Source organism: Pseudomonas sp. LBUM1643 (assembly GCF_059716215.1).
In genome coordinates this window covers 6,377,183-6,393,291 of the sequence record NZ_CP166813.1, presented here as the reverse complement: position 1 = coordinate 6,393,291, position 16,109 = coordinate 6,377,183, and the positions used below count along the sequence as shown (strand labels likewise).

Genomic DNA, 16,109 nt, shown 5'->3' with positions numbered 1-16,109 from the left:
ATTATAAGAACAAGAACATTGCCTATGACCCTCAGCTCCGACCTGTCGGGCCCCACCGTGGAGCCCCGGGTTATCCGTAAACAGTACGCCATGGAAATGGCGGTGGAGCGCACGCGCCTGCTTTATCAGGGGTCCCTGCTGCCCACGCTGTTCATGCTGATCAATGGCCTGGTCTGTGCCGGCCTGCTCTGGAGTCCTCAACGATATTTTCTGGTCAGCGTCTGGCTTGTCTGGTTGCTGTCGCTGGTGGCGTTGCGGGTGATTCAGGTCGCGGCCTTCGATTCGGCGATTCCCAATCGTCAGGCTCATCCCGTCTGGCGACGCATGTTTCTCCTTGGTTCGAGCCTCACCGGTCTCACCCTGGCGGGCGCTGGCATTGCCCTCGTACCGGCGGACAACTTCATACAGCAGGCCTGGGTGTTCGGCCTGATCGGTGCTGCCGCGTTGTCCGCCAGCGTGGCTTACGCGGTGAGCCTGCCGGCGTTTCTCTCCTTTACCTTGCCCTGTTTGTTGCCGGCCATCGCCTATCTGTTCTGGGGGGGCGATGAGCAAGAGCAGGGCTGGGGCTGGTTCGGGCTGATTTTGCTCGGCGCCCTAAGCGTGGTCGCCTGGCAGGTCAATCGGCTGATGGATCGCGGTTTGTTGCGACGTTTCCAGAACCAGGCACTGATCGAACATCTGCAGCAGACGCAAAGCATCGGCGATCGGCTGAATCAAACGCTGGCCAAGGAGATTGAGCAACGACGCCGTGCAGAAGACGAGCTGCGGGAAATCCAGATCGAACTGGAAAGTCGCGTGGCACAGCGCAGCCTTGAACTGGACGCCGCCAATCAGGCACTCAGCAAAAGCGAGGCGCGCCTTGCGCTGGCCCTGAAGGCGAGTGAGTTGGGGTTGTGGGACTGGAACCTGCAAACCGATGAGGTCCATCACACCCAACTCGAGGAGCTGTTCGGGATTGCTCCGGAGTATGTGACGGCATTGCTCAGTCACCTGAACCCGCGCTTGCATCCCGAAGACCTGCCGTCGTTGAAGCGAGCGCTGGTGGAGCATTTGAAGGGCCGCAGCGAGGATTATCAGATCGAGTATCGCGTGCGTCACGGCGATGGCCATTGGGTCTGGATCGAGGATCGCGGGCGAGCCGTTGAACGCAGCGAAAGTGGCCGGGTGTTGCGCATGGTCGGAACGCGCCGCGACATCAGTGTCAGCAAAGGTCAGGAAGCACAGCGACAACTGGCGGCGACGGTTTTTGAAGCGGCCAGTGAAGGCATCGTGATTTTCGATCCTGATTACACCCTGATCGCGGTCAATCAGGCGTTCAGCCGTGTAACCGGCTATGACATCAACGACATGCTTGGGCGCAACGTCGTCGAGTTGCCGTGCAGTCGGGATGCACGTCGTCATTACGCGGCCATTCGTCAGGGGCTGGAGCAGCACGGCAGTTGGCAGGGTGAGCTGGTTGAAACCCGCAAGAACGGCGAGCTGTATCCGCAATGGCTGCAATTGAATGCGGTGCGCGATGATCGGGGACATGTCAGCCATATCGTCGGCTTCTTCGCTGATCTCTCGGCGCGTCGAGAATCCGAAGAGCGTATGCGTTACCTGACCCATTACGACGAACTCACGGGGCTGGCCAACCGGTCGCTGTTCCGCGAGCGTTTGCGCGAGGCTCATCAGCGTGTGCGTCAGGGCGGACGCAGTCTGGCGCTGCTGCATATCAATCTGGACCGCTTCAAGTTGCTCAACGACAGCCTCGGCCATGAAGTGGCCGATCAGTTGCTGCAGAAAATGGCCCGCCGGCTGATCAATGCGTTACCCGAGGCCGACACCATCGCGCGCTTGTCGGGCGACGAATTTGCCGTGCTGTTTGACGCTTACGGCAATTTGTCGAGCCTGGCACGTGTGGCGACGCGGTTGTCGACCAAGTTGCGATTGCCGATTACGGTTGAGGGTCATGAACTGGTGGTCAGCGCGTCCATGGGCATCAGCATGTTCCCGGACAATGCCCGGGAAATTTCCGCGCTTGTCAGTCAGTCAAACATTGCCATGCAGCACGCAAAACATTTGGGCGGGAACAATTTCCAGTTCTACACCGAAAGTCTCCAGGCCAGCACGCTGGAGCGTTTGCAGCTCGAAAACCAACTGCGCAAAGCGGTTGAAGAAAAGCAGCTCAATGTGTTTTATCAACCCAAACTTTGCCTGGCCTCCGGTCGATTGAATGCCGCCGAAGCCTTGGTTCGCTGGGATCATCCGAGCATGGGGCGGGTGCCACCTGCGGAGTTCATCGGGCTTGCCGAAGAAACCGGATTGATTGGCGCGATCGGTGAGTTCGTGTTGCGTCAGGCGTGCTGGCAAGCTTGCGAGTGGCAACGTCAGGGGCTTGAGCCGATTCGGGTGTCGGTCAACCTTTCGGTGCATCAATTGCGCCAAGGCAAGCTTGTCAGCCTTGTTCGTCAGGTTCTGGAAGAAACCGGCCTGGCGCCGCATTGCCTGGAACTGGAGCTGACGGAAAGCCAATTGCTCGACAGCGTCGAGCACATCATTTCTACCTTCCAGCAACTGCGCGACCTCGGGGTAAAACTGGCTATCGATGATTTCGGTACGGGGTATTCATCCCTGAGCTACCTGAAACGCATCCCTGTCGATTATGTAAAGATCGATCAGGCGTTCATTCGCGGGTTAAGCGAGGGTAGCGCGGATGCAGAAATTACCCGAGCGATCATTGCCATGGCACATGGTTTGTCGTTGAAGGTAGTGGCTGAGGGGGTCGAGCGGCAGGAGCAGCTGGATTTTCTCAAGGTGCAGCGTTGCGATGAGGTGCAGGGGTATCTGATCAGCAAGCCGATAGAGGCAGAAGGGTTGGCGGTGTTGTTGCGCAATCAGGATCTGGCAATGCTGAAATAACTTCCCGTCAGAGGCTTTAAACTTCTGACAGGAAGCGTTGATGCATGAGAGCGTATTAATGGGTAATCAATACATCATCAATATGGTGCAGTAGTTCGCCTTCAAAGAAAATACTCACGCCGGAGACATTAGAGTTCCCCAGCGATTTATATTCAACGTGCTTATCGGTTAATACTTGTAGCGACATGCCTTCCGCTTTTTCCAATACCAGTTCAAGGCGCAGGTCAAAGGACCTGTCTTGCATTGGCATGAATACCAATTTCGGCGTAATGCCGCTGTTGGCAACGGTTACAGTGCCAAAGGTGCGAAAAGACTGAGCGCCTGGCATGCGATCAATTTGTGCGGTCCAGCCGGTTGTTTTAATACTCATGATCGGTAACTCCTGTCATTAAATTAATGTGCGTCCTGCGAGATAAATATATCGGCATGGACTCAGTAGTTACAGTTGTCAGTTGCGTGAATTTGTAAGTCTGGAAAAATAAATAAGAGCCATGGTTGGATAGTTTAATTGAAAATACAAAAGGCTCTTGGCAAGTCACTGAGCTGTTGATGTGATTCTTTCGTTCGACATTCCGTGGAGGCAGTCGGCCCCCGGAATGAGCGCTACATGGAGCGAGCTCGCCTGAAATCGAGGGATCAGGTTACGCATTGGGCAGGCAAAAAGCCGATTCATGTAGTATAACTACAAACGCGCTACATCCCCGGCACCTGCCAATAACAAAGAGTCCAGCCCTTTGAATCTGCTGCAACACATCGCCCAGTCTCGCCACCTCTTACGCAAGTCGGAGCTCAAGGTCGCCGACCACGTGCTGCTTGACCCTGCGGCAGTGATGCACAGTTCCATGGCCGACCTGGCCCACAGCGTGGGCATCAGTGAGCCGACCATCGTGCGGTTCTGCCGCGCCATCGGTTGTTCCGGCTTTCAGGATTTGAAGCTCAAGCTTGCGCAAAGCCTCGCGGCTGGCGCGAGTTTTGGGCAGTTTGCGATTCACGAAGATGATTCAGTCGCTGACTACAGCCTGAAAATTTTCGACACCACCCTGCATACCCTGATGGAAGTTCGTGAGCGGCTGGATCCGGTGGAGTTGCAGCGAGCGGTGACGCTCATGTCCCAGGCGCAGCGCGTCGAGTTCTACGGGTTTGGTGCTTCCGGCGCGGTGGCGGCGGATGCCCAGCATAAGTTCTTCCGCTTGCTGCTCACGGCCGCCGCCTATTCCGACCCACATATGCAGGCGATGTCGGCGGTGACGTTGAAGCCGACAGACGTGGCGATTTGCATATCCCAGTCCGGCCGCTCGAAAGACCTGTTGATCACCGCGAACCTGGTGCGCGAAAGCGGCGCCTCGTTGATCACCTTGTGTCCGAGCCAGACGCCTTTGGCGGAGCTGTCGACCGTTAATCTGGCGATCGACGTCCATGAAGACACCGAGATCTATACACCGCTGACGTCGCGCATCGCCCACCTGGTGGTGATCGACGTGTTAGCGATGGGCGTGGCCATGGCTAGAGGCCCGAGCCTGGTGAACCACCTCAAGAGCGTCAAGCGCAGCCTTCGCAGCTTGCGGTTGTCGCCCAAGTCGGTGAAAGCCCTCGACGACTAAGATCAAAAGATCGCAGCCTTCGGCAGCTCCTACAGGTGATCGCATTACCCTGTAGGTGCTGCCGCAGGCTGCGATCTTTGCTTTTCAATTTTCATCTCCCTGTAACCCTCCCGCCGCCAAACCGTCATCCCTCGCGCCTATCTTGAAGCTCCCGTAATCGCCTTGGGAGACTCGAAATGGCCCAGCCCTACGAAGAACGCAACAGCGCCGTCAAAACCCGCCGTCAGCAAGAAGATCAGCGCCGCATGGTGTTCCGCCGCGCTATCGAAGATCGCTGCGAACGTCGCCAGCTTCTGGCAGAGATTGGTGATATTCCTGACGATCCGGAACTCAACTACTGGCAGGCATCACCGGTAGCTTCGCGGCGAAACGCTCAACCAGCGCGCTGATCTGCACTCGCTCGCTGCGAACAAACGCAAGGAACGCGTGCGCCACCGGTGACAGCCGTTTCGCCTTGGCCTGCACCAGGCACCAGCTGCGGTACAGCGGCAGCTCCTCGACGGGCAGCTCGATCAATCCACCCGTCGCCAACTCAAGGTTCAGGGCGTGGCGCGTCAACAACGCCACGCCCAGACCCGCCAGCACACACTCGCGCTGAGCTTCGGCTGACGAGACTTCCTGCGTCTGGTTGAAGTGCACGCGTTTCTCTTTGAAATACTCTTCACACGCCAGACGCGTCCCTGAACCGACTTCGCGCAGCAGCAGTGTGTATGGCTCCAGATCTTGCAAGCGCAGCGGGCCCATGTGACACAGCGGATGATCCGGCGGCGCCACGGCCACGATCGGGTTATTCAGAAACGGCAGGAATTCCAGGCCCATGTCCTGCGGCACCATCGACATGATCACCAGATCGTCACGGTTGTCGGAGAGGCGCCGGATGACTTGCCCGCGATTGACCACCGTCAGTTGCAGATTCACTTCCGGGTGCTGACGCTTGAACGCGGCAAACAGGTGCGGTACGAAATATTTGGCGCTGGACTCAACGGCCAGCTTCAGCTGACCTTGCAGCGATCCCTGCATGTCCGAGAGCTGCATATCGAGGTTTTCCAGGCGTCCAAAAATGTCCCGACTGGCACGCTGGAGTGCTTCGGCGGCCTCCGTCATGTAGAGTTTTTTGCCGACATAATCGAATAAGGGCTGCCCGATCAGCTCTTCAAGCTGCCGGATCTGTAGGCTGACGGCCGGTTGAGTGAGAGACATTTCCTCAGCCGCGCGACTATAAGACCTCAAATCACAGACTTCATTGAAGATCTGCAATTGACGCAATGTCATACGCATCAATGACTTACGCATTATCGAAACGCTCCTGCCGCAGGCTGATGCAACGACTATAAGTCTTTACTTATGGCTAACCCAATTATTATTCATTTTTGTTAATCCCTTGTGAGCGCTAGTGTGGGGGCGCGACTAAATTGAAACATTTGGTCACGCGTCGACCTGGTCTAGCAGGTCGTGGGTACCACCGGCTCAAGGGAACCTCCAAGTGATAAAAAAAATCCTGATCGCCAACCGTGGTGAGATTGCCGTACGAATCGTGCGTGCCTGCGCCGAAATGGGCATTCGCTCGGTTGCGATCTATTCCGATGCCGACCGCCATGCGTTGCATGTAAAGCGTGCGGATGAGGCCCACAGCATTGGTGCCGAGCCACTGGCCGGTTACTTGAATGCGCGCAAGCTGGTGAATCTGGCCGTGGAAACCGGCTGCGATGCTTTGCACCCCGGCTATGGCTTCCTCTCGGAAAACGCCGAGCTGGCCGATATCTGCGCAGAGCGTGGCATCAAGTTCATCGGTCCATCGGCTGAAGTGATTCGCCGCATGGGCGACAAGACTGAAGCCCGTCGCAGCATGATCAAGGCTGGCGTACCCGTCACCCCGGGTACCGAAGGCAACGTTGCCGACATTGCCGAAGCCTTGATCGAAGGTGACCGTATCGGTTATCCGGTGATGCTTAAGGCGACGTCCGGTGGTGGTGGTCGTGGTATTCGTCGCTGCGACAGCCGTGAAGAACTCGAACAGGCGTTCCCACGCGTTATTTCCGAAGCCACCAAGGCGTTCGGTTCGGCGGAAGTGTTCCTGGAAAAATGCATCGTCAATCCAAAGCACATCGAAGCGCAGATTCTTGGCGACAGCTTTGGCAACGTGGTTCACCTGTTCGAGCGTGACTGCTCGATTCAGCGCCGTAACCAGAAGCTGATTGAAATCGCCCCAAGCCCGCAACTGACCCCGGAACAGCGCGCCTATATTGGTGATCTGTCGGTGCGTGCAGCCAAAGCCGTGGGTTACGAGAACGCCGGCACCGTGGAGTTCCTGCTCGCCGAGGGCGAGGTGTACTTCATGGAGATGAACACCCGGGTGCAGGTAGAACACACCATCACCGAGGAAATTACCGGCATCGACATCGTGCGTGAGCAGATCCGCATTGCGTCCGGCCTGCCGCTTTCGGTGAAACAGGAAGACATCCAGCACCGCGGTTTCGCGCTGCAATTCCGGATCAACGCCGAAGACCCGAAAAACAATTTCCTGCCGAGCTTCGGCAAGATCACCCGCTACTACGCCCCCGGCGGCCCGGGCGTGCGCACCGATACGGCGATCTACACCGGCTACACCATTCCGCCGTTCTACGACTCCATGTGCCTGAAACTGGTGGTCTGGGCGCTGACCTGGGAAGAGGCGATGGACCGTGGCTTGCGCGCCCTTGACGACATGCGTCTGCAAGGGGTCAAGACCACCGCCGCGTACTACCAGGAAATCCTGCGTAACCCGGAATTCCGTAGCGGCCAGTTCAACACCAGCTTCGTTGAAGCCCACCCTGAACTGACCAACTACTCGATCAAGCGCAAACCCGAAGAGCTGGCCCTGGCCATCGCTGCTGCCATCGCCGCCCACGCAGGCCTGTGAGGAATAAAACAATGTCCAAGAAGATTCATGTAACCGACACCATCCTGCGCGACGCCCACCAATCGCTGCTCGCCACCCGCATGCGCACCGAAGACATGCTGCCGATCTGCGACAAGCTCGACAAAGTCGGCTACTGGTCGCTGGAATGCTGGGGCGGCGCGACCTTCGACGCCTGCGTGCGCTTCCTTAAAGAAGACCCGTGGGAGCGCCTGCGCCAACTGCGCGCCGCACTGCCTAACACTCGCCTGCAAATGCTGCTGCGTGGCCAGAACCTGCTGGGCTACCGCCACTACAGCGACGATGTGGTCAAAGCCTTCGTTGCCAAGGCCGCGGTCAATGGCATCGACGTGTTCCGCATCTTCGACGCCATGAACGACGTGCGTAACCTGCGCACGGCCATCGAGGCCGTAAAAGCCGCCGGCAAACACGCCCAGGGCACCATCGCTTACACCACCAGCCCGGTGCACACCATCGACGCTTTCGTGGCGCAAGCCAAGCAGATGGAAGCCATGGGTTGCGACTCGGTGGCGATCAAGGACATGGCCGGTCTGCTGACTCCGTACGCTACGGGCGAACTGGTCCGGGCGTTGAAATCCGAGCAGTCGCTGCCAGTCTTCATCCACTCGCACGATACCGCTGGCTTGGCCACCATGTGCCAACTCAAGGCTATCGAAAACGGCGCCGATCACATCGACACCGCGATCTCCAGCTTCGCATCCGGCACCAGCCACCCAGGCACCGAATCAATGGTCGCTGCGCTTAAAGGCACCGAATTCGATACCGGCCTGAACCTGGAACTGCTGCAAGAGATCGGTCTGTACTTCTACGCGGTGCGCAAGAAGTACCACCAGTTCGAAAGCGAGTTCACCGCAGTCGACACTCGCGTTCAAGTCAACCAGGTACCGGGCGGGATGATTTCCAACCTGGCCAACCAGTTGAAAGAGCAGGGCGCTTTGAACCGCATGAGCGAAGTGCTGGCCGAAATCCCGCGTGTTCGTGAAGACCTCGGCTTCCCGCCGCTGGTGACCCCGACTTCGCAGATCGTCGGTACACAGGCGTTCTTCAACGTGCTGGCCGGTGAGCGCTACAAGACCATCACCAACGAAGTGAAGCTCTACCTGCAAGGCGGCTACGGCAAAGCGCCGGGCACCGTGAACGAGAAACTGCGTCGCCAGGCCATCGGCAGCGAAGAAGTGATCGACGTCCGCCCAGCTGATTTGCTGAAGCCGGAAATGACCAAGCTGCGTGCCGAAATCGGCGCCGTGGCTAAATCTGAAGAAGACGTGCTGACCTACGCCATGTTCCCGGACATCGGTCGCAAGTTCCTCGAAGAACGCGCTGCCGGCACCTTGACTCCAGAAGTGCTACTGCCGATTCCCGAAGCGGGCGGCGTGACCTCGGCCGGTGGCGAAGGTGTGCCGACCGAATTCGTCATCGACGTTCACGGTGAAACCTACCGCGTCGACATCACCGGTGTCGGCGTCAAGGCTGAAGGCAAGCGTCACTTCTACCTGTCCATCGACGGCATGCCGGAAGAAGTGGTGTTCGAGCCGCTCAACGAGTTCGTCAGCGGCGGCAGCAGCAAGCGCAAGCAAGCCACTGCACCGGGCCACGTCAGCACCACCATGCCGGGCAACATTGTCGACGTGTTGGTCAAGGAAGGCGACACCGTGAAAGCCGGCCAGGCTGTGCTGATCACCGAAGCGATGAAGATGGAGACCGAAGTTCAGGCCGCCATCGCCGGTAAAGTCACCGCCATCCACGTGGCCAAGGGCGACCGGGTGAATCCGGGTGAAATACTGATCGAGATCGAAGGCTGATTTAACAGCCTCGATTTAACGCTTTAAACCTCGGGGGGGCATGTGCTCCCCTTTTTTTTTGCCTGCACCCTGTAGGAGTTGCCGCAGGCTGCGATCTTTTGATCTTTAAAAACAGGATCAAAAGATCGCAGCCTCGTTGCACTCGACAGCTCCTACAGAGGACCGTGTCGGTCAGTTAATGATCAGAACGACATCTGCCACTGCCCGATCAACCCATGATTCCTGCTGTTGCTGCCAATCTCCCCGCTGTAGCCAACCCCCACCGAATGACGCGCTGAAATGCCCAGATCCAGCCCGGCCTCCAGCACCAGACTGTCACGATCCAGCGAACTGCCGTCGACGCTGAAGCCTGTACCGCCGACCACAAATGCCTGTTGGGTCGAATTGCTGACATCACCATAGGTGTGCTTCCAGCCAGCGGTCATGTGCGGCGTGAGGCTCATGCCGTTTTCCAGGTTATTGAGGTGGGCCAGGCGCACACCGAAGGTGCTGCTGAAATTGTCCTGGGTTTGTTGATCGACTTGAAGCGCCGCCGAGCCACCTTTTTCGGTGTAGCTGTCGCGGTGATAACGCTGATACCCCAGGCTGGCGAACGGCTCTGCACTGAGGCGGCCGCTGCCCATCGCGTAACCCAGCTCGGCAAAGGCTTGCTGGCTGTCGGCGTCGTAATCGCCTTTTGGCCGGTCGCTGAAGCCGCTGAACGCGACAGTGCGTTTGCTTTCACCCTGATGGCCGCTATACGCCGCGCCAAGTCGCAAGGAGAGCGGGCCGTTTTGATGCAAGGCGTACACGCCGGCGTGCCAGCTTTCGACGTTGCCATCGAAGCCCGTGGCATCCAGGTCCGTTTTCGAGTAGCCACCCAGTACACCAAGCCGCCATTGCGGATTAAGCGCCCAGTCGGCGCCCAGCACGCTGCCTTTCGTGCGTTGTTCCAGATCACTGCTGCCATGTTCGCCATCGAGCTTGCCGTAGCCGCCGATTGCCTGCAGCCAGAGACGGCCCTGAGCGTTCGGGTCGTTGAGGTTGCGGGCTTCGGAGGGAACGCCCGTGGCCGCGAGCACCGGTGCGTTGCGTTTTTCCAGGCCCGCCATCAAAGCCGAGCCTCCACCCATTTGCTGCATCGCACTGAGCATGCTGGTGCCGATCTGGCTGCTGGCGCCCAGCGTCGCGCTGGTCAGGTCGGCGTTGCTGGTGCCGGCCAGTTGTTCGATCGCGTTTCCGGCCGTGGTGCTGGTGGTGTTGAGCAAGGCGTTGTAGAGCGTGTTGTTTTTCCCGATAGAAGCCAGACTGTTGGCCGCGCGAATGCCGTTTGCGGAGGCGGCGAATTCGTTGAAGGCCACATCGTTGCGCGTGTAAGTCAGATCGACCTGGCTCGGAGTGTAGGCAAGCGTCGGCGTCAGGAATGCGTAGTCACTGGTGACCTTGGCAAAGGTGCCGTTGATGTTGGAGGCCTGCAACACCGTGTATTGGCTTTGCCACGGGTAGGTGCCGCTGCCCGGATTAATCGCCAGGGTTGCGCCATTCAAGTTTGCCGTGCCGCCGACCTGCACCGGCGCGCTGCTGCCATCGGCATTCACGCCATAGGCCAGTGTTGCGCCGCTGCTCATCGTCAGGTCGTGAGTGATGGTCGCGGTGCCGAGTTGGGTGTTGGTCAGCAGGGTCCCGTCGACCTGCAAACTGCCCACTGAACCACCGCCGGCATACACACCGCCCGCGTCGACGGACAGGTTGCCGGCGATGCCACCCTGATTGATCAAGGTGGCGCCGTTACGGACCGCGCCGCCGTCGCTGAAATCGCCGTTGCCGGTCAAGGTCCAGGCACCTTGCTTGACCTCCAGCCATTCAAAGTGGCGACTCTCGCCGAAACGGCCACCCGCGACGTCGTCCATCACCACACGGTCGTAACCGGCGCCGCCATCCACGACGCCAACGAAGCGACTGCCGTTGCGCAGCGTCAGGCTGTCGTTGCCACCGCCCAGGTCCAGCGCCAGGCCGTTGCTGGCGCTGATCGTGCCGCCGTTGATCACGTTGTCATCGAATTCGCCGACGAACTTCACACCAAATCCATCGAGACCCTGGATCGTGCCGAAGTTTTCCAGCGTCGTCGCCGCCTGACCCGAACCGCCGCTGCCGTCGTCTACCAATATCGCGCTGTTGGCGCCGCTGATCAGCGCATTTTTAGCGTTCAATACATAGCCACCGCCTAAGGCAATGCCTTCACTGCCATTGGCGAAACCACCCTTGTCCACACCGCCCGCGCCAACGCCCTGAAGGGTGCCGTAGTTCTCGATGTGGGCGATGTTGTCGATGTCCACACCGTCACCATCGCCGTTGGGTTGCAGGCCTGAGTAAGCGCCGGTGATCGTGCCGTGGTTAATCACCGTGCCGTCGCCGTCAGAACCGAAACCCGAACCGTTGCGGCCAGTGATATCCCCATAATTGACCAGTGTCGCGCCAAGGTCAGTCGTGATGCCGTGACGGCCGCCAGAAATGCTGCCGTAGTTGGTGATGCTCACACCGGTGGCCGTGTCGATATCAATACCGTCGTATTTCCCGTCGGCATTGTGCGAATCGCCGGTGGAAATCTCGCCGTAGTTAGTGATCGTCGCATTCGCGCCGGTCTTCATGCCGTCGCTGGCATCGCCCCGAATCAGCCCGCCTGCGCGGTTGATGATGGTGGTTTGGACACCCTCACTGCGCAAGGCATCAAGGTCCAGACCCTGGCCCGTCGTGGAACGAATGGTGCCGCTGTTATCGATCTGCAACGTGCCGCTGGCGAAGTTGCTGTCGATGCGCAGTGCGTCATTGAAACCGAGAATTTGCCCGCCGCTGCGGTTGTAGAGGCTGTAGTTGCGCGCCTTGGTCAGATCGCCGCTGCTGTCGATCGCCCGTCCACCGGTGGAAATGATCTGCCCCGAGTTGTCGATCACCACACCGATACCGTTGGTACTGTCTTTCAGGCTCACCGTCTTGCCGTTGTTGATGATGCTGCCGGGAGCCGAAAGGGTCAGGGTATCGCTGCCACCCAGGGTTTGAGCGGTGGTGGTCGCGGTGTCGATCTGCACGTTCTTGGCGTGTACGGCGCTGGTGCTGATCAACATAGCGATCATCAGGGCCAGGCGCTGGGGCGAGGAGGGCATGGTGGACGGCCTTTTGTTATAAGCGAGGCGGTCTTTTATAGCGGGGGGTTTTTACAGAATGATGTCTGAGGTTCCATGTATATGTATCTGCAATTTGTTGCATTTTTGCGCTGCAACATTCCCATTAATCTGCAATTTAATGCGTTTATAAATATCCGCTTGGATGAATGAATGCACTATATTGCATGTATGGGGCGAGGTTAGCGCTGATAAATGCATTTAAATGCAGGTGAAGAAACGATGTACAACCTCATTGTACAAATTTACACGGTCGGGACTTGGCAAGACGCCATGGTCTTGAGCTTCGATAGCCCGGAAAAAGGTTTTGAGAGCCGATGCAGCTTTGGCTATGAGCAGGCTTACCTCTTCGAGAACTATGAATCCATCGGAACGCCTTTTGCCAAAGCGGTGAGTGCCAGATTTCCATTGGACTGGGATGGACGTCGGTCCAATGCGCCAGCATTTGTGCATGACATTGCGCCTGCAGGTGCGGCGAAGAGGTTTCTTCTGGCTCGCCTCGGACGCCACAAGCCCGCGGACATCAGCGCTGACCTTTTCCTACTGGCCAGAAGCACGCCGGCACCGATCGGCAATATGCGGATAAAAGAATCTGCCGAGGCCTTAGACCAGCGCGAGTCGATGGGTTTTGAGCGTCAAGACGTCATCGCTCGCGATAATCGTTTTCTTGAGTACGCCTATGAGCAAGGTGCTGCCATTGGTGGCGCAACGGGGGCCGGTGGTGAGGCTCCGAAGCTATTGCTGGCTCAAAATAATAAAGGTCTTTTGTATCCCGATGCCGTACTGAACGATGCAGAGGTCACCGAGCATTGGTTCGTGAAGTTTGCCCGCAATAAAGGCACGAAAACTGATCAGGACATCCTTAGAAGCGAGTACCACTACTACAAGGCGCTGCAAAACCTGGGGATTGAGACGGTGGAGGCGCAGGGGCTCGCCTTGGAAGAGGCAACCAGACCCAGTTTATGGATGAAGCGTTTTGACCGCCGGGTCACTACTGAGGGGGTAGAGCGTTTTGCCGTGGAGTCGATCTATTCGCTGGCAAACATCACAACACCCGGTAGTGCTATGGACCACCTCGAAGTGATTCGACTGCTGGCGGGACTTTGGCGTGACGCGGGTCAGGAAGATCAAATCCCGGACCTCGTTGCCGATTATCTGCGACGAGACCTGATCAATAAGATCCTCGGCAACTCAGATAATCACGGCCGCAATACCGCCATCATCCGCGGCACTGACTCGTTTCGTCTGGCTCCGATTTACGATCTGGCACCGATGGTGATGGATGATGAAGGCGTGACACGTACCACCAAGTGGCCGAAAGGGTTGGAGAGGGCGGGAGAGGTTAATTGGCTTGGTGTGTGCCGGGCATTGGCTGACCTATCGGATCCGGATGATCCATTGGCGCAGTTGGGTGATACAGCGCAAACATTTGAGCGTTTGCGTGAGGATGCCCGACGCTTGGCGGCGCTCCCTGACATCTTGACAGCCAGTGGTGTACCCGACGCAACAATGAATCACCCGGGAATCGCGTTGAAAAATCTGGAGCAGCGCTTGAAGGAGTGGGACTTGAAATGAGCATGACCGTTGCCGAGCGCACTGAGCTCATCGAAAGCATTCAAGAAGGGCTCGCCCAAGGCACACTTGAGATTGGTGAAGCCGTTCGCCGATTGCGCGTGGAAGTCACTGGCCTGCACCAGACCCAGTTCGCGAAGATGTGCAAAATTTCGGTGCGCACGCTCGTGCATATCGAGCACGGGGAGGGTAATCAGACGCTGAAATCGTTGAATGCGGTGTTCAGACCGTTTGGACTGAAGATGGGTGTGGTGCGGATTCGACGTGATTTCAGCTAAGATCAAGATCAAAAAATCGCAGCCTGCGGCAGCTCCTGACGGGTGTACGTTAATCCTCTGTAGGAGCTGCCGAAGGCTGCGATCTTTTGCTGTTTGAACCATCAATTCCGGCATTCAGCCAGCGTCTTCACCTGCCCCGAATCCGTCTGGTTTTCATCAGAAAGCCAGCGCTCAAAACCCGCCCCAATCGCTGGCCATTCAGAATCCAGAATCGAGTACCAGGCGGTATCCCGGTTTTGCCCTTTGACCACCATGTGCTGGCGGAAAACCCCTTCAAAACTGAATCCCAGGCGTTCGGCGGCGTATTTGGAGCGAGCGTTACCGTTGTTGCACTTCCATTCCAGGCGGCGATAGCCCAGCGCAAAGGACTCTTTGGCCAGCAGGTAGACGGCCTCGGTACTTTTCGGTGAACGCTGCATCGGCGCACCGAAGGTCACGTGGCCGATCTCGATGCGGCCTTGTGCGGGAACGATCGACATCAGGCTCAGGATGCCTTGCACCTCACCGCTTGCACGGTCGATCACGCTGAAAAAATACGGGTCGCTATTGGCTGCGTGATTCTTCAACCAATCGTCGAAAACACTGCGCTCAGGGAAAGGACCATAGGGCAAATAATCCCACAGCTTCGGATCGGCGCCCGGGCCTTGCAAAGCGTTGAACAAATCGTCGCCGTGACGCGCCGGGTCGAGTTTTTCCAGGCGAATAAAACGCCCTTCGATCAGTTGAGTCGTCGGGGCTGGAGCACCTTTCCAGTTTGCGAGTGAAGTCGACATGCTGTTCTCCTTGAACCTTAGATAGCTTTGCGAAACTGGATAAAACCGGGCCGTTCGGCGATGCGCTCGTAGAGCTGGATCGCGGTGGCGTTGGTTTCGTGAGTGAGCCAGTGAACCTTGCAGCAACCGTCCTGCCTGGCCGTGGCGTAAACGAACTCGATCAATTGCCGGCCGACGCCCGTGCCACGGGTTTCAGGCACCACCAGCAAGTCTTGCAAGTAGCATGAGTCTTCGATGCTCCAGTTAGAGCGATGGTAGATGAAGTTCACCATGCCGACGGCTTTGCCATCGGCCCACGCCAGCGCAGAGTGAGTCGGCTCGCTTGCATCGAGCATGCGCTGCCAGGTGCTCTGTGTGACCGCCTCCGGCAGCTCGGTGTTGTAAAAGCGCAGGTAGGCTTGCCATAACGGCAGCCAGGCGGCGTGATCGTCGGCTGTGACTTGGCGAATGTCGACTTGACTCATGGTGATTTCCTTAGCGCATCAATCGAGCGAGGGTTTGGTCATTGACGTCGGGGCTGGCGGCCAGGCCTTCGCGCACGCCCGAGATATCGGCGGGACTGCGGTTCTGGCTGAGTTTGCGTTTGCCTTCGAGACGGTCGATGGGAATGGCGAAACCGACGATGGCCTTGAGCATGCCGTCGATGTAATCGGCGGGGGCGTCGGCCACTGACCACGGCTGGGAGCGGCCAGCTTCATGACGGTCGGTGAGAGTGCTGACGATGTCGAGCAGCCGCCCGCCGTCGCTGAAGGTTTCGGCTAGGCCATAGGCGTGTACCGCAACGTAGTTCCAGGTTGGCACGACTTTGCCGTGTTCGGCCTTGCTCGGGTAGAAGCCAGGGCTGACGTAGGCGTCGGGACCGGCAAAAATCAGCAGGGCTTCGGCGCCGTCGCGCAGGTCCTTCCACTGTGAATTGGCTTTGGCCAAATGTCCGTACAACGTACCGTTCGAGCCTTGTTCGCGATGCAGCAGAACCGGTACATGACTGGCCTGCAGGCCACTTTCACCGTGGGTCACCAAAATCGCGAGACGGCTGGCGAGTATCAGTTCATGCAGTTGGGACAACTCGTCGATGGCAAAAGCACGTGGCGTGTACATGGAGATATT

The 16,109-nt window shown here is 58.0% G+C and carries 13 protein-coding genes; 7 read left to right on the top strand and 6 right to left on the bottom strand.

What is annotated here, in order from left to right:
- Positions 1–24: 24 nt before the first annotated feature.
- The gene (locus ACA063_RS28930) at positions 25–2,901 is read left to right on the top strand and encodes an EAL domain-containing protein (protein ID WP_497664262.1); all 2,877 of its coding nucleotides are present in this window, start codon (positions 25–27) and stop codon (positions 2,899–2,901) included.
- Positions 2,902–2,956: 55 nt separating this feature from the next.
- Here the strand turns inward: ACA063_RS28930 and ACA063_RS28925 are convergent, their stop codons facing one another.
- The gene (locus ACA063_RS28925) at positions 2,957–3,271 is read right to left on the bottom strand and encodes a hypothetical protein (RefSeq protein WP_497664261.1); all 315 of its coding nucleotides are present in this window, start codon (positions 3,269–3,271) and stop codon (positions 2,957–2,959) included.
- Positions 3,272–3,635: 364 nt separating this feature from the next.
- Here ACA063_RS28925 and hexR point away from each other — a divergent pair, with 364 nt between their 5' ends.
- A complete protein-coding gene (hexR, locus tag ACA063_RS28920) occupies positions 3,636–4,502 on the top strand; it encodes a transcriptional regulator HexR (protein WP_028620399.1) in 867 nt (288 codons plus the stop codon).
- Between the two features lie 176 nt (positions 4,503–4,678).
- Positions 4,679–4,891: a PA3496 family putative envelope integrity protein gene (locus ACA063_RS28915; RefSeq protein WP_497664260.1), complete on the top strand. Its 213-nt coding sequence runs from the start codon at positions 4,679–4,681 to the stop codon at positions 4,889–4,891.
- Here the strand turns inward: ACA063_RS28915 and ACA063_RS28910 are convergent.
- Positions 4,833–5,795: a LysR family transcriptional regulator gene (locus ACA063_RS28910; RefSeq protein WP_497664259.1), complete on the bottom strand. Its 963-nt coding sequence runs from the start codon at positions 5,793–5,795 to the stop codon at positions 4,833–4,835. The genes ACA063_RS28915 and ACA063_RS28910 overlap by 59 nt on opposite strands.
- Positions 5,796–5,985: 190 nt before the next feature.
- Between ACA063_RS28910 and ACA063_RS28905 the strand changes: the two genes are divergently transcribed.
- A complete protein-coding gene (locus ACA063_RS28905) occupies positions 5,986–7,401 on the top strand; it encodes an acetyl-CoA carboxylase biotin carboxylase subunit (RefSeq protein ID WP_247289726.1) in 1,416 nt (471 codons plus the stop codon).
- Between the two features lie 11 nt (positions 7,402–7,412).
- A complete protein-coding gene (gene oadA / locus ACA063_RS28900; protein ID WP_162436592.1) occupies positions 7,413–9,221 on the top strand; it encodes a sodium-extruding oxaloacetate decarboxylase subunit alpha in 1,809 nt (602 codons plus the stop codon).
- A gap of 182 nt (positions 9,222–9,403) precedes the next feature.
- On the opposite strand, the gene ACA063_RS28895 is transcribed toward oadA, so the two are convergent.
- Complete coding sequence (locus ACA063_RS28895; protein WP_497664258.1) at positions 9,404–12,361, bottom strand: autotransporter outer membrane beta-barrel domain-containing protein; 2,958 nt, start codon at positions 12,359–12,361, stop codon at positions 9,404–9,406.
- Positions 12,362–12,601: 240 nt separating this feature from the next.
- Between ACA063_RS28895 and ACA063_RS28890 the strand changes: the two genes are divergently transcribed.
- Both ACA063_RS28890 and ACA063_RS28885 read left to right on the top strand, forming a co-directional pair.
- Complete coding sequence (locus ACA063_RS28890; protein ID WP_497664257.1) at positions 12,602–13,954, top strand: type II toxin-antitoxin system HipA family toxin; 1,353 nt, start codon at positions 12,602–12,604, stop codon at positions 13,952–13,954.
- Positions 13,951–14,229 (top strand): helix-turn-helix domain-containing protein, encoded by a 279-nt coding sequence (locus ACA063_RS28885; protein ID WP_497664256.1) that lies wholly within the window; start codon positions 13,951–13,953, stop codon positions 14,227–14,229. The genes ACA063_RS28890 and ACA063_RS28885 overlap by 4 nt, the downstream gene beginning before the upstream one ends.
- Before the next feature lie 101 nt (positions 14,230–14,330).
- On the opposite strand, the gene ACA063_RS28880 is transcribed toward ACA063_RS28885, so the two are convergent.
- Genes ACA063_RS28880 through ACA063_RS28870 form a run of 3 tightly spaced genes read right to left on the bottom strand, consistent with a single transcriptional unit; the run spans position 14,331 to position 16,100 of the window.
- Positions 14,331–15,002, bottom strand: coding sequence for a GNAT family N-acetyltransferase (locus ACA063_RS28880; protein ID WP_497664255.1), 672 nt, complete (start codon positions 15,000–15,002; stop codon positions 14,331–14,333).
- 17 nt (positions 15,003–15,019) lie between these two features.
- Positions 15,020–15,466, bottom strand: coding sequence for a GNAT family N-acetyltransferase (locus ACA063_RS28875; protein ID WP_497664254.1), 447 nt, complete (start codon positions 15,464–15,466; stop codon positions 15,020–15,022).
- A 10-nt stretch (positions 15,467–15,476) separates the two neighbouring features.
- Positions 15,477–16,100: an FMN-binding negative transcriptional regulator gene (locus tag ACA063_RS28870; protein WP_497664253.1), complete on the bottom strand. Its 624-nt coding sequence runs from the start codon at positions 16,098–16,100 to the stop codon at positions 15,477–15,479.
- Positions 16,101–16,109 lie beyond the last annotated feature (9 nt).